The organism is Flintibacter porci (assembly GCF_041925195.1).
Taxonomy (GTDB): domain Bacteria; phylum Bacillota; class Clostridia; order Oscillospirales; family Oscillospiraceae; genus Lawsonibacter; species Lawsonibacter porci.
This window is the reverse complement of the sequence record NZ_JBHEVB010000003.1, coordinates 57825-76757: the sequence shown is the minus strand read 5'-3', so window position 1 is coordinate 76757 and position 18933 is coordinate 57825. Positions and strand designations below refer to the sequence as shown.

General features: G+C 58.4%; 17 protein-coding genes. 13 read left to right on the top strand and 4 right to left on the bottom strand.

What is annotated here, in order from left to right; all coding sequences use genetic code 11:
- Nucleotides 1–89: 89 nt before the first annotated feature.
- On the top strand, nt 90–545 hold the full coding sequence (gene nrdR / locus ACEVJL_RS03865; protein ID WP_008981790.1) for a transcriptional regulator NrdR: 456 nt from the start codon (nt 90–92) through the stop codon (nt 543–545).
- A gap of 41 nt (nt 546–586) precedes the next feature.
- Here nrdR and ACEVJL_RS03860 read toward each other — a convergent pair whose 3' ends face one another.
- Together ACEVJL_RS03860 and ACEVJL_RS03855 are read right to left on the bottom strand one after the other, a co-directional pair.
- Nucleotides 587–1018: a hypothetical protein gene (locus tag ACEVJL_RS03860; RefSeq protein ID WP_325207895.1), complete on the bottom strand. Its 432-nt coding sequence runs from the start codon at nt 1016–1018 to the stop codon at nt 587–589.
- 123 nt (nt 1019–1141) lie between these two features.
- Nucleotides 1142–3250 (bottom strand): glutamine synthetase III family protein, encoded by a 2109-nt coding sequence (locus ACEVJL_RS03855; RefSeq protein ID WP_302667498.1) that lies wholly within the window; start codon nt 3248–3250, stop codon nt 1142–1144.
- 287 nt (nt 3251–3537) lie between these two features.
- On the opposite strand from ACEVJL_RS03855, the gene dapF reads away from it, so the two are divergent.
- The 4 genes from dapF (at nt 3538) to glmS (ending at nt 8586) form a co-directional block, all read left to right on the top strand.
- Nucleotides 3538–4377 carry a diaminopimelate epimerase gene (gene dapF / locus ACEVJL_RS03850; RefSeq protein ID WP_484489533.1) on the top strand — a complete coding sequence of 280 codons (840 nt, stop codon included), beginning with the start codon at nt 3538–3540 and terminating at the stop codon, nt 4375–4377.
- 76 nt (nt 4378–4453) lie between these two features.
- Nucleotides 4454–5677 carry an LL-diaminopimelate aminotransferase gene (locus ACEVJL_RS03845; protein WP_374736918.1) on the top strand — a complete coding sequence of 408 codons (1224 nt, stop codon included), beginning with the start codon at nt 4454–4456 and terminating at the stop codon, nt 5675–5677.
- A 199-nt stretch (nt 5678–5876) separates the two neighbouring features.
- Nucleotides 5877–6452: a sugar O-acetyltransferase gene (locus ACEVJL_RS03840; RefSeq protein ID WP_374736917.1), complete on the top strand. Its 576-nt coding sequence runs from the start codon at nt 5877–5879 to the stop codon at nt 6450–6452.
- Nucleotides 6453–6753: 301 nt separating this feature from the next.
- A complete protein-coding gene (gene glmS, locus ACEVJL_RS03835) occupies nt 6754–8586 on the top strand; it encodes a glutamine--fructose-6-phosphate transaminase (isomerizing) (protein ID WP_374736916.1) in 1833 nt (610 codons plus the stop codon).
- A gap of 53 nt (nt 8587–8639) precedes the next feature.
- On the opposite strand, the gene ACEVJL_RS03830 is transcribed toward glmS, so the two are convergent.
- Nucleotides 8640–9020 carry a DUF4363 family protein gene (locus ACEVJL_RS03830; RefSeq protein ID WP_191905318.1) on the bottom strand — a complete coding sequence of 127 codons (381 nt, stop codon included), beginning with the start codon at nt 9018–9020 and terminating at the stop codon, nt 8640–8642.
- 1 nt (nt 9021) lies between these two features.
- The gene (locus ACEVJL_RS03825; protein WP_235395915.1) at nt 9022–9699 is read right to left on the bottom strand and encodes a DUF421 domain-containing protein; all 678 of its coding nucleotides are present in this window, start codon (nt 9697–9699) and stop codon (nt 9022–9024) included.
- A 214-nt stretch (nt 9700–9913) separates the two neighbouring features.
- On the opposite strand from ACEVJL_RS03825, the gene ACEVJL_RS03820 reads away from it, so the two are divergent.
- The 8 genes from ACEVJL_RS03820 (at nt 9914) to ACEVJL_RS03785 (ending at nt 18929) form a co-directional block, all read left to right on the top strand.
- On the top strand, nt 9914–11002 hold the full coding sequence (locus tag ACEVJL_RS03820; protein WP_235396335.1) for a carbamoyl phosphate synthase small subunit: 1089 nt from the start codon (nt 9914–9916) through the stop codon (nt 11000–11002).
- Nucleotides 11002–14211: a carbamoyl-phosphate synthase large subunit gene (gene carB, locus ACEVJL_RS03815; protein ID WP_374736915.1), complete on the top strand. Its 3210-nt coding sequence runs from the start codon at nt 11002–11004 to the stop codon at nt 14209–14211. The genes ACEVJL_RS03820 and carB overlap by 1 nt, the downstream gene beginning before the upstream one ends.
- A gap of 340 nt (nt 14212–14551) precedes the next feature.
- The gene (gene guaA, locus ACEVJL_RS03810; RefSeq protein WP_151076162.1) at nt 14552–16093 is read left to right on the top strand and encodes a glutamine-hydrolyzing GMP synthase; all 1542 of its coding nucleotides are present in this window, start codon (nt 14552–14554) and stop codon (nt 16091–16093) included.
- Between the two features lie 148 nt (nt 16094–16241).
- Nucleotides 16242–17216: a tyrosine-type recombinase/integrase gene (locus ACEVJL_RS03805; protein WP_374736914.1), complete on the top strand. Its 975-nt coding sequence runs from the start codon at nt 16242–16244 to the stop codon at nt 17214–17216.
- A 384-nt stretch (nt 17217–17600) separates the two neighbouring features.
- Nucleotides 17601–18017 (top strand): hypothetical protein, encoded by a 417-nt coding sequence (locus ACEVJL_RS03800; RefSeq protein WP_374736913.1) that lies wholly within the window; start codon nt 17601–17603, stop codon nt 18015–18017.
- Nucleotides 18018–18046: 29 nt separating this feature from the next.
- Nucleotides 18047–18229, top strand: a complete 183-nt coding sequence (locus ACEVJL_RS03795; protein WP_374736912.1) for a hypothetical protein — start codon at nt 18047–18049, stop codon at nt 18227–18229.
- Nucleotides 18230–18277: 48 nt separating this feature from the next.
- The gene (locus ACEVJL_RS03790; protein ID WP_374736911.1) at nt 18278–18709 is read left to right on the top strand and encodes a hypothetical protein; all 432 of its coding nucleotides are present in this window, start codon (nt 18278–18280) and stop codon (nt 18707–18709) included.
- Nucleotides 18710–18713: 4 nt separating this feature from the next.
- Entirely contained in the window at nt 18714–18929 is a 216-nt protein-coding gene (locus ACEVJL_RS03785) for a hypothetical protein (RefSeq protein WP_374736910.1), read from the top strand.
- The last annotated feature ends 4 nt before the right edge of the window (nt 18930–18933 follow it).

Below are 18933 nucleotides of genomic sequence, written 5' to 3'. Positions count from 1 at the left end.
AGAAGAAAATAAATTTCGGTGGGGACTACCACAGCAGGAAAAAATGTGCTACACTAAAACAAAGACGCCTGAATTGGGAGGAACTGCCAATGAAATGCCCCTATTGCGCCTATCTGGAGAGTAAAGTGGTGGATTCCCGCCCCGCTGAGGAGGGAGCCAGCATCCGCCGCCGCCGGGAGTGCCTGTCCTGCCATAAGCGGTTTACCACCTATGAGACGGTGGAGAGCCTACCTTTGGTAGTGGTCAAGCGGGACGGCAGCCGCCAGAGCTTTGACCGCAACAAGGTCATGGGCGGTTTGATCCGGGCCTGTGAGAAGCGGCCGGTGTCGGTGGGGACCCTGGAGGGCATCGTCAACGAGATCGAGCAGAAGCTGCAAAACGAGATGGAGCGGGAGGTCAGCTCCGCCCAGATCGGCGAGCTGGTGATGGAGCGCCTGAAAAAGGTGGACGAGGTGGCCTATGTACGCTTTGCCTCGGTCTATCGTCAGTTCAAGGACATCAATACTTTTATGCAGGAGCTCAACAAACTGCTGAAGGACAAATAAGAATGAAAAAACTGCCCGCGGCTTGGCCGCGGGCAGTTTTTTCACAAAAAGCGCTTCATCTGTTGAATGTTTTGTTCCTCTGTCTGTAACAGCTGCCGGCCCAGCGAGACCAGTTCCGGGTCAGACTGATCCGAGAGCTGATGCAGACGCCGGGTCATCTCCACCGTGCCCATGGTGCTGCCCTGGATCATCATCTCCGCCAGCTTGGAAGTAGAGGGGTCCAGAGCGGTCTGGGCCCGGAGCATCATCCCCGACATGGCCAGCGCGGCACTGCCCGGACCTTTCAGATGAAGACCCTTCTCCTTGGCGTAACTCTGGGACCGGGCGGCGATGGAGCGGTACTCCCGCAGCTGGTCCTGAAGGGCGGAGGTCATAGCCCGGCTCTGGGGCAGAGAGAGGGCCTGGGGCAGGGTGCCGACGCCCATGGCGGCATTTTTGTGAATAAAACGCAAAAGTGCTTCGCTGTCTTCCAACGTGGATCACCTCCCAGCCTAGACTGTGTCGAAAAAGAATGGACGATGCGAGAAAAAGGCTGGAAAGGAAAAATGCCCATAAAAAATTGCCCACCTACCGGCGGGCAATTTTTTTATATCCTTTTAAACCTCGAACATCAGATCGCCATAGGTGGGGACAGGCCAGATGGATTTGTCCACCATCAGCTCCAGGGTGTCGATGGGGTAGCGCAGGGCGTCCATGGCAGGTACCACCGCGTCGTGGTAGGCCAGAGCCATCTCCTTGACCCCGTCGATGGAGTCTACCCGGCCCATCAGGGGCTTGAGCTGCTCCAGAGCGGTGGAGGCGTCGGCCAGGTAGCGGCTTACCTCCTGCAGCAGCTTGCGCTGCACCGACAGCTCGGCCTGAGGACAGGCAGAGGCCACGGCGTTGATGGACTGAGCCAGGCGGGTGGTGTAGTGAATGACAGCGGGGATGTAGTGTTTGGCGGCCATATGGATCATAGTGTTAGCTTCGATCTTGATGACCTTGATGTAGGTCTCGTACATGATCTCAGCCCGGGCCTCCAGCTCCTGGGGCGTGTAGATGCCAAAGCGGGTGAACAGGTTGATAGCCTTCTGGGTGGTGAGAGCGGGCACCGCGTCCACCAGGGAGGGCAGGTTGGGCAGACCGCGGCGGGCGGCCTCCTGGACCCACTCCTCAGAGTAGCCGTCGCCGTTGAAGATGATGCGCTGATGCTCGGTCATGTTGCGGTGGATGACCTGCATGCAGGCGGTGGAGAAGTCGTCGGCAGCTTCCAGCTCATCGGCAGCCTGACACAGGGCCTCGGCCACGATGGCGTTGAGGGTGGTGTTGGCGTCGGCGATGGAGTCGGAAGAGCCCACCATGCGGAACTCGAACTTGTTGCCGGTGAAGGCGAAGGGAGTGGTGCGGTTGCGGTCGGTGGCGTCCCGGTTGAGAACAGGGACGGTGGATACACCGGAGTCCAGCTTGCCGGTGGCCAGCAGCTTAATGGAGTCCGCGTTGGAGACGATCTGCTCCACTACGCTCTCCAGCTGGTCACCCAGGAAGATGGAGATGATGGCGGGGGGAGCTTCCTGGCCGCCCAGACGATGCTCGTTGCCCACACAGGAGGCGGACTGACGCAGCAGATCGGCGTGGATGTCCACGGCCTTCATGATGCAGGAGAGGACCAGCAGGAACTGGAGGTTCTCGTTGGGGGTGTCGCCGGGGTCCAGCAGGTTCTCGCCGGTATCAGTGCCGATGGACCAGTTGTTGTGCTTGCCGCTGCCGTTGACGCCGGCAAAGGGCTTCTCGTGGAGCAGGCACACCAGACCGTGACGGGTGGCTACCCGCTTCATGGTCTCCATGGTCAGCTGGTTCTGGTCCACAGCCAGGTTGCACATGGTGTAGATGGGGGCCATCTCGTGCTGAGCGGGGGCCACCTCATTGTGCTGGGTGACGGCGGGGATGCCCAGCTTCCACAGCTCCTGGTTCAGGTCGGACATGAAGTCGCCCACCCGCTCCCGGATGACGCCGAAGTACTGGTCGTCCAACTCCTGGCCCTTGGGGGCGGGAGCACCGAAGAGGGTGCGGCCGGTGTAGATGAGATCCCGGCGGTTGAGGTACTTTTCCCGGTCTACCAGGAAGTACTCCTGCTCAGGGCCGACCGAGGGGAAGACCTTCTGGGCCTGGGTGTTGCCGAACAGACGCAGGATACGTAGACCCTGGGTGTTGATGGCCTCCATGGAGCGCAGCAGGGGGGTCTTTTTGTCCAGTGCCTCACCGTTATAGGAGACAAAGATGGTAGGGATGCACAGGATGGTGCCGGCAGTCATCTCCTTGACAAAGGCAGGGGAGGTCATATCCCAGGCGGTGTAGCCCCGGGCGTAGTGGGTGGAGCGCAGGCCGCCGGAAGGGAAGGAGGAGGCGTCGGACTCGCCCATGATGAGCTGCTTGCCGGTGAGCTGCAGGAGGGTCTTGCTGTCCTCGGGGCGGGTCATAAAGGCGTCGTGCTTCTCGGCGGTGATGCCGGTAAGAGGCTGGAACCAGTGGGTGTAGTGGGTGGCGCCCTTCTCAACAGCCCAGTCCTTCATGGCGTTGGCCACGATGTCGGCAGTGGCGATGCTGATGTTGCCGCCGTGTTCCATCACGTCCATGACTTCAGCAAAGACCTTCTTGGGCAGGCGCTCCTGCATGACCGAGGTGCTGAACACGTTGGAGCCAAAGATCTCTGTGATTTTATCGCTCATTGTCTCAAACCCTTTCCTCTGATTTTGGCGGTGCCGGGGTAAAAAAGAAGACAAGACCGCCCTGGGTGGACGTCCTTGCCCCACTTTCCGTAGTGTGGTGCGGTCCTGAGGCCGCGCCCGAATAATAATAATACGATACTACCCAAACCGCAATTTTTCAAGTTTGGATTGCGACAAACTTTCCAAATCAGCTGGGGGCGGATGTGGAAAAATTCACAAAAGAGGAAAAAGGACGGGAAAACAGGAGGGGAGCGGTAGGCGGGTGCTAAGAGGGGGCGAAGGGGCATATGCTTTCCGGTGTAGGTCCGGGCGTGTGCTGCCCGGAGGGGCTGAGCGGGAAAGGAGCGGGCATGCGCTTTACCAAAATGGAGGGTCTGGGAAATGACTATATCTATTTGAACTGCCTCAAAGAGGTCCCGGAGGACCTGCCGGGGCTGGCGGTAACGCTGTCAGATCGCCACTTTGGGGTGGGGGCGGACGGGCTCATCTGCATCCGGCCGGGCCGGGAAGGGGATTTTACCATGGAGATGTACAACGCCGACGGTTCCCGGGGGGCCATGTGCGGCAACGGCATCCGGTGCGTAGGCAAATACGTGTACGACAACGGCCTGACCCGAAAGACCTGCCTGACCATCGATACCGACGCCGGGCCGCGGTTTCTCTGCCTGCATGTGCTGGGGGGACAGGTGCGGGAGGTCACGGTGGATATGGGGGAGCCTAAACTGAGTCCGCCGGTAGAAGTGCAGGGGGAGATGGTGTATCCGGTGGACATGGGCAACCCCCACGGGGTGATTTTCTGCCCGGAACCGGAGAAGATCGACCTGGAGGTGCGGGGAGCGGCTCTGGGGCGGGACCCGGCCTTTCCCGGGGAATGGAACATGGAGTTTGTTGCTGTGGAGGCCCGGGACCGGCTGCGGGTGCGGGTGTGGGAGCGGGGGAGCGGCCCCACCCTGGCCTGCGGGACGGGAGCCTGCGCGGTGCTGGCGGCGGCGGTCAAGTCGGGGCGGTGCGACCGGCGGGCCACGGTGGCGCTGCCCGGGGGCGAGCTGAAGGTGGAGTGGGAGCGGGAGAGCGGCCGTATCCTGCTGACCGGCCCGGCCCGCACGGTGTTCCAGGGGGAAATTTAGATTGACAACCGGGGGAGCATCGGGGATAATATCAACCATGAAACTTTGCCCTTACGGCACAAAGGAGCGGTACGCTATGACCAAAGTGAACCAAAATTTCCTCAAGCTGCCCGGCAGCTATCTGTTTTCTGAGATCGCCCGCCGTCTGGCCGCTTACACCGCCGAGCACCCCGAGGCCAAGATGATCCGTCTGGGCATCGGTGACGTGACCCGGCCTCTGGCCCCCGCTGTCATCGAAGCCATGCACAAGGCAGTGGATGAGATGGGCACCTTTGAGGGCTTCCACGGCTACGGTCCCGAGCAGGGCTACGATTTCCTGCGGGAGGCCATTGCCAAGACCGACTATGCCGCCCGGGGCGTGGATATCAAGCCCAACGAGATATTTGTCTCCGACGGCGCCAAGAGCGACTGCGGCAACATCGGCGACATCTTCGGCGCCGACAACGTGGTGGCCGTGTGTGACCCCGTCTATCCCGTGTATGTGGATACCAACGCCATGGCTGGCCGGGCCGGTGACTTCCAGGAGGAGCTGGGCAAGTGGTCCAAGCTGGTCTACATGCCCTGCGTGGAGGAGAATGGGTTTACCCCCCAGATCCCCCAGGAGAAGGTGGATATGATCTACCTGTGCTTCCCCAACAACCCCACCGGCACCGTGGCTACCAAGGAGCAGCTGAAGGCCTGGGTGGACTACGCCAACGAAAACAAGGCTGTCATCCTCTACGACTCCGCTTACGAGGCTTTCATCACCCAGGACGACGTGCCCCACACCATCTATGAGATCGAGGGGGCCCGCACCTGCGCCATCGAGTTCCGGTCCTTCTCCAAGACCGCCGGCTTTACCGGCAACCGCTGCGCCTACACCGTGGTGCCCATGGAGCTGGAGCGGGACGGGGCCAAGCTCAACGCCCTGTGGAACCGCCGCCAGTGCACCAAGTTCAACGGCGTGCCTTATGTGATCCAGCGGGGCGCTGCTGCCGTCTACACTGAGGAGGGCCAGCGCCAGATCAAGGAAACCATCGCCTATTACCAGGAGAACGCCCGGGTCATCCGGGAGGGCCTGACCGAGGCGGGCCTCACCTGCTTTGGCGGCGTGAACGCCCCCTACATCTGGCTCAAGACCCCCGACGGCATGGGCTCCTGGGAGTTCTTCGATAAGCTCCTGAAAGAGGCCAACGTGGTCACCACCCCCGGCGCTGGCTTTGGTCCCAGCGGCGAGGGGTATATCCGCCTGACCGCCTTTGGCGATGCCGACGCTACCAAGGAGGCCGTGGCCCGCATCCGCACCATGCTGGTCCGGTAAGCCAAATAAAAATACAAAAGACACCGCTCTTCCTAATGTTGGAAGGGCGGTGTTTTTGTTGGGATAGGGCTGAAAACGTATTTCATAAAGAAATCAAAATAAAAATTATTTTTTGTTAAATTCTCTTTACGAGGGGTGGGATGGCCGCTATAATAGGGCTGTTTTTCAGGATAACATCCCGTGAAGGAGATGGAAAAGGATGACAGAGCGAGAGAAAATGTTGTCCGGGCAGCTCTACTGTGCGGATGAACCCGAGCTGAATGCCGCGCGGCACCGGGCCGACCTGCTGTGCCGCCAGCTCAACGCTTTGCCCATGACCGAGACTGAGCTTCGGATGCAGGTGCTGCGGCAGCTGCTTGGCAAGGTGGGGAAGAACTGTGCCATCAATCCCCAGTTTCGCTGTGACTACGGAAGCTACATCCAGGTGGGCGAGAACTTCTTTGCCAACTACAACTGCGTCATCCTGGACTGCGCCCCGGTGACGTTCGGGGACAATGTGTTCATTGCCCCCAACTGCGGCTTCTATACTGCCGGACACCCCCTGGACTATCCCACCCGCAACGCGATGCTGGAGTTTGCCAAACCCATCACCGTAGGCGACAACTTGTGGATCGGGGGCAACGTGGTGGTGCTGCCTGGTGTGACCATCGGTTCCGGGTCGGTGATCGGCGCGGGCAGTGTGGTCAGCCGGGATATCCCGGAAAACGTACTGGCGGTGGGCAACCCCTGCCGTCCCATCCGGTCCATCAATCCGGAGGACCGAAGAATGCTTTGATAAAAAGGCGCACTGCGCTTTTTTATACCATATCGCAGAGAGAAAGGAGGCTATGGGGCGATCCCATCACAAAGCGCCAGCGCCTGTCCTATACGGGCAGGACGACGAGGAGAAGGGAGTATCGAAAGGACAGAACTCTGTCCCGTAAATTCGGCGGACGCCCTTCCGTGCCTGGTCCGGGCGCGTACTCAGCCTACAAATATGCGGGTGACCGCAAAACAGAAGGGCTGGGACCGGATAACGAGGTTCAAATGGCTGCGAGTTTGCCCTCCAGATCCAAGTTTTAGGAGGAACAGTCAATATGTGTGGAATCGTTGGTTTTATCGGCAAGGAACAGGCAGCCCCTATTTTGCTGGATGGGCTGTCCAGGCTGGAGTACCGGGGCTATGACTCGGCGGGCCTGGCGGTGTACGATGCAGAAAAGGGCTTGCAGGTGGTGAAGGCCAAGGGCCGTCTCCAGGTGCTGCGGGACCTGACCCGGGAGGGGCAGGACGTCCCCGGACTGATGGGAGTGGGCCACACCCGCTGGGCCACCCACGGAGCCCCCAACGACGTAAACTCCCACCCCCAGGTGAGCCAGTCCGGCCGTATGGCGGTGGTACACAACGGTATCATTGAAAACTACGCAAAGTTAAAGAAATTCCTGGAGTCCAAGGGGGTTCAATTCGTCTCGGAGACCGACACCGAGGTGGTGGCCCAGCTGCTGGACTACTACTACAAGGGGGACCTGTTGGACGCGGTGTCCAAGGTGCTCCACCGGATTCAGGGAGCCTATGCTCTGGGCATCGTGTGCGCCGACGAGCCGGATAAGCTGGTGGCGGTGCGGAAGGACTCCCCCCTGATCCTGGGCCTGGGCCAGGGCTTTACCATGCTGGCCAGCGACGTTACCGCCCTGATCCGCTACACCCGGGAGGTCTGCTACCTGGATGACGGCGAGATGGCGGTGCTTACCCCGGATGGAGTCAAGGTGTATAACTCCCTGGTCCAGCCGGTGGAGAAGGAGACCTCCTACGTGGATTGGGAGATCTCGGCGGCGGAAAAGGGCGGCTATGAGCACTTTATGTTCAAGGAGATCATGGAGCAGCCCAAGGCCATCCGGGACACCATCTCTCCCCGCCTGCGGGACGGCAAAGTGGTGTTGGACGATGTGACCATCACCAAAGAGGAACTGGAGGACCTGGACCGGCTGTACGTCATTGCCTGCGGCTCCTCCTACCACGTGGGTATGGCCGCCAAGTATATCCTGGAGCGGCTGCTGCGCATCCCGGTGGAGGTCACCCTGGCCTCTGAGTTCCGGTACTGCGCCCCCATTGTGACCAAACATACCCTGGCGTTGGTCATCAGCCAGTCGGGTGAGACCATCGACACCCTGGCCGCCATGCGGGAGGCCAAGCGGCTGGGCGCCCGGATTTTGTCCATCGTCAACGTGGTGGGCTCCACCATCGCCCGGGAGTCGGACGACGTGCTCTATACCTGGGCTGGCCCGGAGATCGCCGTGGCTACCACCAAGGCCTACTCCACCCAGCTGGCGGTGGTCTACCTGCTGGGCCTCTATTTTGCCGACCTGCTGGGTCGGGTGACCAAGGAGGAGTACAGCGTTCTGGTAGAGGAGCTGCGCGCTCTGCCTGCCAAGGCGGAGGCCATTCTGAAGGACACGGAGAAGATCCAGTACTATGCCTCCATCTACTTTAACCACAACTCGGTCTTCTTTATCGGCCGCAACATCGACTACGCCGTGGGCCTGGAGGGCTCCCTGAAGCTCAAGGAGATCTCCTATATCCACTCCGAGGCCTACGCTGCCGGTGAGCTCAAGCACGGCACCATCTCCCTCATTGAGGACGGCACCCTGGTGGTGGCTCTGGCGGGGTGGAACGAGCTGTTTGAGAAGCTCATGAGCAACGTCAAGGAGGTCAAGGCCCGGGGAGCTGACGTGATCGGCATCGCCTGTGAAAACCACAAAGAGGCTCTGGAGAGCCTGGTGGACAGCGCCATGACCATCCCGGAGGTCAACCCCATGTTCCTGCCCTCCCTGGAGGTCATCCCCATGCAGCTGTTTGCCTACTACGTGGCTTTGATGCGGGGGTGTGACATCGACAAGCCCCGGAACCTGGCCAAGAGTGTCACGGTGGAATAATCAAATCGGACAAACAAGAGGACGGCTCAGACAGAGCCGTCCTCTTGTTTTACTTATAAAATATTGACCAGACTGGGCTGCTCCATCTCAGAGAGCAGCTCCAGCTGGGCCACCAGGTCCGCATTGGCGGCGGCGTACTGGTCCAGCTCCTCCAAATCCAGGTACTGGATCACCTGGCGGAAGGTGCGCAGGATCTGGTCGGTGTCCGAGTGGCGCAGAAAGACATGCAGGTAAAAGTGGTGGCCGTTCCAGCTGTCGTAGACCTCCTGGGTGATGGAGCGGGCCTGATCCCACTGGTCCTGCTCCACCAGGGCCTGGGCCTGGTCCAGCTGCTCAGACAGCTGCCGGGTGAGGGTGAGGGAATACCAGGCGTTGACCAGACACAAAGACAACAGCGCGGCCAGAAGAAGGACCGCCATCCAAAGCCGTTTCATCTTATTCCTCCTGTTTAGGCGCCAGATAGACGCCGCCGGTCTCATCCAGCGTCATCAAAAAGACGGCGCTGGGGTCGCTGCAGCCCTGGCGCCCCAGCTCCTTTTCCAGCCAGTTCCGGTCCACGCCCCGGGCGGTAAGGTTGTGCTCCAGTACATGCCCGTCGCTGATGAGGACCAGGGGAAGCCCGGACTCGGTTGGATTCTGGCCCAACTGGGCCAGGGTGGGGGGCTTTTCCTGGGCCTTGGGGAGGACGGAGAGCTGCCCGTTGGTCTCCAAAATGGCGTACCAGACCACGGAGGGGTCGGCGTAGCCCTGGCAGCGCAGCTCCTCCATCAGCTCATCCACCGTCAGGCGGTTGCGGCGCATCTCCCCCTGGTCCAGCTTTCCCCGGCGGATGATCACGCTGGGGCGCCCGCACAGCAGGGCGCGAAAGCCCACGTGCTTCATGGTGAGCACAGAGAGGATCATGGTCAGGGCCAGCAGGGTGAGGATGGGGATCACTCCGGCCAAAAGGGGAATACCGAAATCCTGCATGGGGACCGCAGCCAGGTCAGCAATGACCAGGGACAGCACCAGCTCCGAGGGTTCCAGCTCCCCCACCTGCCGCTTGCCCATCAGGCGGATGCCCACGATCAAAACCAGATATAAGATCACCGTGCGCACAAAACCGGTAAACATTTCCTTCCCTCCCGGCGAGTATTGTTTGTCCAGTTTGCCCAAAATTTACGGCGGATATTCCTTGGAAAAAAGCAGGGAGAAAGATTTCGAAAAAATAACAGATGCCTCTTGCATTGTATAAGAATTTTCGATACAATATCTTGAAACACTTTGAGCATTGCGTTTTTGCGACAGAAAAAAGTGAACTGGAACGGAAGGGCGTGTGAGAGAATTGATGAAAGCGACTTTGATCCTGGCCAACGGAAGCGTATTTTCCGGGACCAGCATCGGCAGTACCTCCGACCGGATCTGTGAGATGGTGTTCAACACCTCTATGACCGGCTATCAGGAGATCCTGACCGACCCCTCCTATGCGGGTCAGGGTGTGGTGATGTCTTATCCTCTGATCGGCAACTATGGCGTCAACAGCGAGGACAACGAGTCCAGCCGTCCCTGGGTGGAGGCGCTGGTGGTTCGTCATCTGTCCCCCCGGGGTAGCAATTTCCGCTGTGAGGACACTCTGGACAACTATTTAAAAAAGCACGATATCAGCGGCATTGAGAACGTGGATACCCGTGCTCTGACCAAGATACTCCGTAGTCAGGGGAGCATGAATGGTATGCTCACCTGTGCGGAGCATTTTAATGTTGCCGAGATCATGGAGAAATTGAAGAACTATAAGGTGACCGGAACGGTAGAGCGGGTCACCCGGAAGGAGCCCGAGGTCTTCCCCGCCTATGGCGAGGAGCGTCACCACGTGGCCATGATGGACTTCGGCGTCAAGCAGAACATGATCGAGTGCCTGCGCCGCCGCGGCTGCAAGGTCACCGCAGTGCCCGCCTTTACCAAGGCCGAGGAGCTGCTGGGCGGCAAGTATGACGGCGTGATGCTCTCCAACGGCCCCGGCGATCCGGCGGAGAATGTGGAGATCATTGCCGAGCTGAAGAAGCTCTATGAGAGCGACATCCCCCTCTTCGGCGTGTGTCTGGGCCACCAGCTGCTGGCTCTGGCCACCGGCGCCAAGACCGGCCGCCTGGCCTACGGTCACCGGGGCGGAAACCACCCCGTGCGGGATCTGGAGAAGGGCCGGGTGTTCATCACCAGCCAGAACCACGGCTATATGGTCCTGTCTGAGTCGGTTGACCCCGCTGTGGCTGAGGTCTCCCACATCAACGTCAACGACGGCACCTGTGAGGGCCTGCGCTACAAGCGTCCCAACTGCTTTACCACCCAGTTCCACCCCGAGGCCAACGCCGGCCCCAAGGACACGGAATATCTGTTTAACCGCTTTATTGAATCCATGGATCAGGGAGGTGCCCGGTAATGCCCAAGTATACCGATGTGAAGAAGGTCCTGGTGTTGGGTTCCGGCCCCATCGTCATCGGCCAGGCCGCTGAGTTTGACTACGCCGGCACCCAGGCCTGCCGTGCTCTGAAGGAAGAGGGTATGGAGGTGGTGCTGATCAACTCCAACCCCGCCACCATCATGACCGACAAGGATATTGCTGACCATGTGTATATCGAGCCTATGAACATCCACTCGGTGACCCAGATCATCGAGAAGGAGCGGCCCGACGCCCTGCTGCCCAACATGGGCGGCCAGACCGGCCTGAACCTGGCTATGGCTCTGTATGAGGACGGCACTCTGGCCAAGTACGGGGTGAAGCTGCTGGGCACCAGCCCCGAGTCCATCCATAAGGCGGAGGACCGCCAGGGCTTTAAGGACTGCATGGAGTCCATCGGCCAGCCCTGCGTCACCTCCAAGGTGGTCAACTCCGTGGAGGATGCCGTAGCCTTCACCAACGAAATCGGCTACCCCGTCATCGTCCGTCCCGCCTACACCCTGGGCGGTACCGGCGGCGGCATCGCCTATGACGAGGCCTCTCTGCGGGAGATCGCCGACCGCGGCATCAACCTCAGCCGCGTCAGCGAGGTGCTCATCGAGCGCTGCATCGCCGGCTGGAAGGAGATCGAGTTTGAGGTCATGCGTGACTCCGCGGGCAACGTGATCACCATCTGCTCCATGGAGAACATCGACCCCGTGGGCGTGCACACCGGCGACTCCATCGTGGTGGCCCCCACCCAGACTCTGGCCAACCGGGAGTACCAGATGCTGCGCTCCGCCGCTCTGGACATCATCTCCGCCCTGGAGATCGAGGGCGGCTGTAACTGTCAGTTTGCTCTGAATCCCGACAGCTTTGAGTACGCTGTTATCGAGGTTAACCCCCGTGTGTCCCGTTCCTCCGCTCTGGCCTCCAAGGCCACCGGCTATCCCATCGCCAAGGTGGCGGCCAAGGTAGCTCTGGGCTACACTCTGGACGAGATCCCCAACGCGGTGACTGGCAAGACCACCGCCTGCTTCGAGCCCACCATCGACTACTGCGTGCTGAAGATCCCCCGTCTGCCCTTTGATAAGTTCACCACCGCCAGCCGTACTCTGGGCACCCAGATGAAGGCCACCGGCGAGGTTATGGCCATTGCCAACTCCTTTGAGGGAGCCCTGATGAAGGCCATCCGCTCTCTGGAGCTCAACGTCCGCGCCCTGAAGCTGGACAAGCTGGAGGGCCTGTACACCGACGAGATCGAGGACCTGCTGGTCCAGGTCACCGACGAGCGTCTGTTCGTGGTGGCAGAGGCTCTGCGCCGCGGTTTCTCCCCCCAGAAGATCAACCACATCACCAAGATGGACATCTGGTTCCTGGATGGCTTCAAGCGCATCATCGACATGGAGGAGGAGCTGAAGGCCTGCAAGGGCACTCCCGATGCCGATACCCTGAAGCGCGCCAAGGAGATGTGCTTTGCCGACAGCTACATTGGTACCCTGTGCGGCATGCAGCAGTCTGAGGTGAAGGCTCTGCGGGAGAAGTACGGCATCATCCCCTCCTTCAAGATGGTTGATACCTGTGCGGCCGAGTTTGATGCCGAGACCCCCTACTACTACTCCTCCTACGACGGAGAGAATGAGGCGGTGGATACCGGCGACGGCCGCAAGAAGGTGCTGGTGCTGGGTTCCGGCCCCATCCGTATCGGCCAGGGCATCGAGTTTGACTACTGCTCCGTCCACTCCGTCTGGGCCTTTAAGCGCCTGGGCTATGAGACCATCATCGTCAACAACAACCCCGAGACCGTCTCCACCGACTTCGACGTAGCCGACAAGCTCTACTTCGAGCCCCTCACCGCCGAGGACGTGCAGAACATCGTAGAGCAGGAGAAGCCCTGGGGCGCCGTAGTCCAGTTCGGCGGCCAGACCGCCATTAAGCTGGCCAAGGCTCTGACCGACATGGGCGTGCAGATCTTGGGTACCCCCGCCGACGGCGTGGACGCCGCCGAGGACCGGGAGCGCTTCGACGAGATTCTGGAGAAGTGCGGGATCCCCCGCGCCAAGGGCCGCACCGTGTTCACCACCCAGGAGGCCCTGAAGGCGGCCAACGAGCTGGGTTACCCCGTGCTGGTGCGCCCCTCCTACGTGCTGGGCGGCCAGGGCATGGAGATCGCCTACACCGACCGCAACATTGAGGACTTCATGCGCATCATCAACATGACTGTCCAGGAGCACCCCATCCTCATCGACAAGTATCTGATGGGCCGGGAACTGGAAGTGGACGGCGTGTTCGACGGCGAGGATATCCTTATCCCCGGCATCATGGAGCACGTGGAGCGTGCCGGCGTGCACTCCGGCGACTCTATTGCTGTGTATCCTCCCATCAATCTGGAGGACAAGCACCGTGAGCTTATCCTGAAGCACACCAAGAACATGGCCAAGCACCTGGGCGTCATCGGCCTCATCAACGCCCAGTATATCCTCTACAACGACGACATCTATGTCATCGAGGTCAACCCCCGTTCCTCCCGTACCATCCCCTATATCTCCAAGGTCACCGGCGTGCCCATCATCGACCTGGCTACCAAGGTCATGCTGGGCCAGAAGCTGAAAGACCTGGGCTACGGCACCGGTCTCTACCCCGAGGCCAAGTACTATGCCGTCAAGGCTCCCGTCTTCTCCTTCGAGAAGCTCACCGACGTGGACACCGGCCTTGGCCCGGAGATGAAGTCCACCGGCGAGGTGCTGGGTCTGGCTGAGACCTATCCCCAGGCTCTGCTGAAGGCCTTCAAGGGTGCTGGTCTGAAGGTGCCCAAGCGCGGCAGCCGGGTCATCGTCACCGTCAAGGACGAGGACAAGGCCGAGATGGTTGGCATCGCCCGGGGCTTTGAGGAGATGGGCATTGAGATTTTTGCCACCTCCGGCACCTGCGATGCCCTCACTGAGGCGGGCATCGCCTGCAAGCGGGTCAACCGCGTCTCCCAGTCCCACCCCAACATCCTGGATATGATCGCCTCCGGAACGGTGGACATGATCATCAACACCCCCACCAAGGGCCGCAAGCACGACAGCGACGGCTTTAAGATCCGCCGCTCCGCCGTGGAGCACAGCGTGACCTGCGTCACCGCCATCGACACCGCCCGTGCGGTGCTCACCGTGCGGGAGCAGAGCCGCAGCGTTGACCTGAAGCCCATCGACATCACCAAGATCTAAGGCGGAAATTCTTTCGCTGAAAACTCAATTCCCCCGGCGACCAAACTCGCCGGGGGATGGGTCTTTTATTTGGGAGAGCTGCCGCAGGGCAGAAAAAAACCACACCCTCCGGTGCGGCCTTTTGGATGGTATATGATTACCGTTCGCTGGCGGATACGTCCTGGTTCTCGTAGATCAGATCCTCCAGATCGGCGGAGGCGTCCCAATGAAAGTCCATTCTGTTCCCTCCTTTCTTCTGCATGGTTTCAGTATAGCCCTTGCGGCGAACGGGAACAAGGAACAATGAGTAAAAGATGTGTAAAACCTGGGCAAAGCGTCCAGCGTAAGAAAGGAAGTTGTTATGTCCCATCAGACTGTGATCGTTCTGGATTTCGGCGGCCAGTATAACCAGCTGATCGCCCGCCGGGTCCGGGAGTGCAATGTGTACTGTGAAGTAAAGCCCTACACCACCCCTCTGGCGGAGCTGAAGGCCATGAACCCCATCGGCATCATCTTTACCGGTGGCCCTAACAGCGTCTACCTGGAGACCTCTCCCCACGTGGATCCGGAGATCTTTACCTGGGGTGTACCCATTCTGGGCATCTGCTACGGCTGCCAGCTCATGGCCCATGCTCTGGGCGGTCAGGTCACCGAGGCCCAGGATGACTCCGCCCGGGAGTACGGCAAGACCAAGACCTACTACGATACCGCCTGCAAGCTGTTCCGGGGACTGCCTGAGGAGGGCATCTCCTGGATGAGCCACGGCGACTATATGGCCAAGGTGCCTGAGGGCTTTGCCCTCACTGCCCACTCCGACGCCTGCCCCAACGTGGCCATTGCCGACGAGAAGCGTGGCTTCTACGGCGTGCAGTATCACCCCGAGGTTAACCACACCGAGAACGGCATCGCCATGATCCGCAACTTCCTCTATGAGGTGTGCCATGCCGCTGGTGACTGGACCATGGAGGACTACTGCAAGACCGCCATCCAGCAGGTACGGGAGAAGGTAGGCAGCGGCAAGGTGCTGCTGGCCCTCAGCGGCGGTGTGGACTCCTCCGTGGTGGCCGCGCTGCTGGCCGAGGCGGTAGGCAGCCAGCTCACCTGTGTGTTTGTGGACCACGGCCTCATGCGTCTCAACGAGGGCGACGAGGTGGAGCAGGCCTTCTCCAAGTGGGATATCAACTTTGTCCGTGTGGACGCCGAGCAGCGTTTCCTGGGCAAGCTGGCCGGGATCTCTGACCCGGAGAGCAAGCGTAAGATCATTGGCGAGGAGTTTATCCGCGTCTTTGAGGAAGAGGCCAAGAAGATCGGCAAGGTGGACTTCCTGGCTCAGGGCACCATCTATCCCGACGTGATCGAGTCGGGCGCCGGTGACGCCGCCGTCATCAAGAGCCACCACAACGTGGGCGGCCTGCCCGACTATGTGGACTTCCAGGAGATCATCGAGCCTCTGCGTATGCTCTTCAAGGACGAGGTGCGTCAGCTGGGCCGCGAGCTGGGACTGCCTGAGTACCTGGTGTCCCGTCAGCCCTTCCCCGGTCCCGGTCTTGCCATCCGTATCATCGGCGACATCACCAAGGAGAAGGCGGACATTCTGCGTCAGGCCGACTTCATCTTCCGGGATGAGATTGCCAAGGCCGGCGAGGACAAGAACCTCAACCAGTATTTCGCTGTGCTTACCAACACCCGCTCCGTGGGCGTTATGGGTGACGGCCGTACCTACGACTATACCCTGGCTCTCCGTGCTGTGACCACCAGCGACTTTATGACCGCCGACTGGGCCCGTATCCCCTACGAGGTGTTGGATAAGATCTCTGTGCGCATCGTCAACGAGGTGCAGGGTATCAACCGCATCTGCTATGACATCACGTCCAAACCCCCCGCCACAATCGAATGGGAGTGAAAAAGTTCTGATTTTTCGATAAAATCAGAGAAAATCCCTGTTTTCTATTGAAAAAGTTGCAGAAAGAAAAAGCAAAAAATTGACAAACCTCCTCATTTTTCAAGCCAAGGTAGCCACCGTGTTTTCAGAAAAATGAGGAGGTTTTGTTATGCCCAGACCGAGTGGGAAAGCTACAATCAGTTTGAAGGGAAATGCCAAGAATCTGCCCGACATTTACTTTCGTGAATTGGTACAGCTCTATTCCAGAGATTGCCGCACAAGGGGCATTGAAGAAGTCACGATTGCCGGGTATGAATACGCCTGTAAAAAGTTCCTTGAATACTTGCAGGAGGACATTCGATGCTCCGATTTGCGTCAAGAGCTGTTCGATGATTACCAGATGGAGCTTGCAACCAGAGTTAAGGCCGAAACGGTCAACAGCTATCTTTTCAAAATTTCGCCCGTCTTGAAGTTCGGCAAGGAACGCGGCTACATCACCGCCGACATTCAGTTGTCGCACATGGCCTATCAGGAGCATTTCAAGGACGTTTATACCGAGGACGAGATCAGAAAGCTGCTGGCCCGCCCCAAGACGAACAAGTTCAACGAATACCGTACCTGGGTCGTTGTCAGCGTATTTTTGGGTACGGGTATTCGCTCCCTTGAACTGAGGTCTATCCGCTGCAAGGACGTGAATCTGAACGAGGGGTATATTACCCTGATTCATACCAAGAATAAGGAGCCGCGTGTTGTTCCTCTGAGCGAAAGTCTGATTATTATTCTCCAGGAGTACATGATGGTTCGCAACGGTGCGGCGGACGATTACCTGTTTTGCAGCATCTACGGCGATATGATGGGACGTGTGACGCTGCAATCCAGCGTGGCCCGGTACAATAAGAGCCGGGGCGTAGAAAAGACTTCTATTCACCTGTTCCGTCATACGTTCATTACGCTGGAAGTGCGGGAAGGTATTGCCCCGCTGGTTCTGCGAAGGATTACAGGCCACAAGAGCCTGAAAGCTCTTGACGGCTATTACAATCACAATATTGCTGACCTAATCACCGCTGTCAATCAAACATCCCCTGTGGAGCGGTTTTCTCAGAAAAAACGCATTGGGTTTGACATGAACAAGAAGAAAAAGTAAGAAAAGAGAGGTTTGCAGCGGGCAAACCTCTCTTTTTTTCTTGAAATAGTGATTTTTCAATGATATTTGAGCAAAAAGGGACAACTTTTGAGAAGTTTTCAGACCTTTTGCGTGAAAAGCGAGAAGATTTCAATACAGTGCAGCATCTTTTTGAAAAGTACGCTTCAAAAATGGCGCAACTGCCGCTTGATTGCTGTTTTCTCTGTGATCTTGCGGCCACTTTGGGGCTGCTTTTTTATTGTTTTGATTATATCACATGTCATAGTTAAAGTACAGGTTTTTCTTCGCCTCATGCTATACTTAAAGCACAAAGAGGGAAACACAAAAGAAAAAACAAAAACCTTTCACAAATCAAAAAATAATGATTAAAAAGGAGAAATCACCATGAAAAAGAACGCTATCATCTACATCGACGACACCACCGCTCAGGTCACCAAGGCTTTTGAGAAGCAGGCCCGCATCTTCGGCACCGAGGAATACAAGCTGTGGAAAGCCTACCGCGAGGACTTCCCCGCCGCCAAGATGGTGACTAAGACCATCAAGAAGAACCCCAACAAGAAGTCCTACAAGAACCTGACCTACGCCAATATGGAGCTGTTCATCACCGAGCAGAACTCCGAGCTGCTGGTGGAGCTGAGAAAGCAGATCAAGCTCTCCAAGGTTCAGAGCAACCCCTACCGCGCTGTTCTGGCATGGTTCCTGTCCGAGTTCCCCAAGTACGATGAGTACAAGGAGTTCTGGGCCAGCATCGAAGCCGAGGCCAAGAATGACACCACCGCCGCCGATGAAGCCGTCGCTTGAAAATACACTTTCAAAAAGGAGATCAAAAAATGGAACTGACCCGCAATCACATGACCCAATACCTGTTACTCTTCTGCCGCACCTTTGAAGAGCGTGACGCAGAGGAAGCCCGACTGGACGCCCTGACCGATGAAGCCCTATGTCAAGAGTTCACCGCTGAATACAACGCCATGCAAGGCGCAGCACCCAGCAAGCCCCTGTACGACCGATAACCCACCAACAAAAACCAACACACATTGAAATTTTAGGAGGAAAATAAAATGAAGAACACTTACAAGATCGACTTTGCCAACAACACCCTGACCATGACCAAGGCTTTTGAAGCCGCTGCCAACGAGTACGGCTCCGAGGAATACAAGCTGTTGCAGAAAATCCGTGCCGACTTCCCCGGTATCGAGATCATCCGCAAGACCCGCCGCCCCTCCAAGACTGCCCGCCCCAACAAGAACCTGACCTATGCCAACATGGAGAAGTACATGAGCGTGTTTAAGAACGCCGCCGAGCTGCTGGCTCAGTTCGAGATCGTCAAGACCTGTTCCCAGAAGGAGAGCAACCCCTACCAGTATGTGAAGGGTTGGTTTGAGGCCCAGTTCCCCAACTACAAGGAGCTGCCTGACTTTGGTAGCAACGCCCCCAAGGTGATTGACCTTGCTGCGTATCAGCAGAAGATGGAAATGAAGAAGGAGGCTTAACCCAATGAAGAATACTTACACCCGTGAAGAGATTGATTGCATGATGGATCAGATTGGTATGCTGATGGACGATCACGGCTGGCGTTGCGAAGATGGTCATTGGCTCACCGATGCAGAGCTTGTCAACTGGACAGATGAAATGGTTATTGAAGCGTATGAGCGTTACGAGCGTTCATGTCGGCGGCCCGGCCTTCGGGACGAAGAGAACACGGGGGCCTAATGAA

Coding starts and splice junctions, on each gene's coding strand:
- nrdR (WP_008981790.1), top strand. CDS start 90: ATGAAATGCCCCTATTGCGCCTATCTGGAGAGTAAAGTGGTGGATTCC.
- ACEVJL_RS03855 (WP_302667498.1), bottom strand. CDS start 3,250: ATGAGCGATAAAATCACAGAGATCTTTGGCTCCAACGTGTTCAGCACC.
- dapF (WP_484489533.1), top strand. CDS start 3,538: ATGCTTTCCGGTGTAGGTCCGGGCGTGTGCTGCCCGGAGGGGCTGAGC.
- ACEVJL_RS03845 (WP_374736918.1), top strand. CDS start 4,454: ATGACCAAAGTGAACCAAAATTTCCTCAAGCTGCCCGGCAGCTATCTG.
- ACEVJL_RS03840 (WP_374736917.1), top strand. CDS start 5,877: ATGACAGAGCGAGAGAAAATGTTGTCCGGGCAGCTCTACTGTGCGGAT.
- glmS (WP_374736916.1), top strand. CDS start 6,754: ATGTGTGGAATCGTTGGTTTTATCGGCAAGGAACAGGCAGCCCCTATT.
- ACEVJL_RS03830 (WP_191905318.1), bottom strand. CDS start 9,020: ATGAAACGGCTTTGGATGGCGGTCCTTCTTCTGGCCGCGCTGTTGTCT.
- ACEVJL_RS03825 (WP_235395915.1), bottom strand. CDS start 9,699: ATGTTTACCGGTTTTGTGCGCACGGTGATCTTATATCTGGTTTTGATC.
- ACEVJL_RS03820 (WP_235396335.1), top strand. CDS start 9,914: ATGAAAGCGACTTTGATCCTGGCCAACGGAAGCGTATTTTCCGGGACC.
- carB (WP_374736915.1), top strand. CDS start 11,002: ATGCCCAAGTATACCGATGTGAAGAAGGTCCTGGTGTTGGGTTCCGGC.
- guaA (WP_151076162.1), top strand. CDS start 14,552: ATGTCCCATCAGACTGTGATCGTTCTGGATTTCGGCGGCCAGTATAAC.
- ACEVJL_RS03805 (WP_374736914.1), top strand. CDS start 16,242: ATGCCCAGACCGAGTGGGAAAGCTACAATCAGTTTGAAGGGAAATGCC.
- ACEVJL_RS03800 (WP_374736913.1), top strand. CDS start 17,601: ATGAAAAAGAACGCTATCATCTACATCGACGACACCACCGCTCAGGTC.
- ACEVJL_RS03795 (WP_374736912.1), top strand. CDS start 18,047: ATGGAACTGACCCGCAATCACATGACCCAATACCTGTTACTCTTCTGC.
- ACEVJL_RS03790 (WP_374736911.1), top strand. CDS start 18,278: ATGAAGAACACTTACAAGATCGACTTTGCCAACAACACCCTGACCATG.
- ACEVJL_RS03785 (WP_374736910.1), top strand. CDS start 18,714: ATGAAGAATACTTACACCCGTGAAGAGATTGATTGCATGATGGATCAG.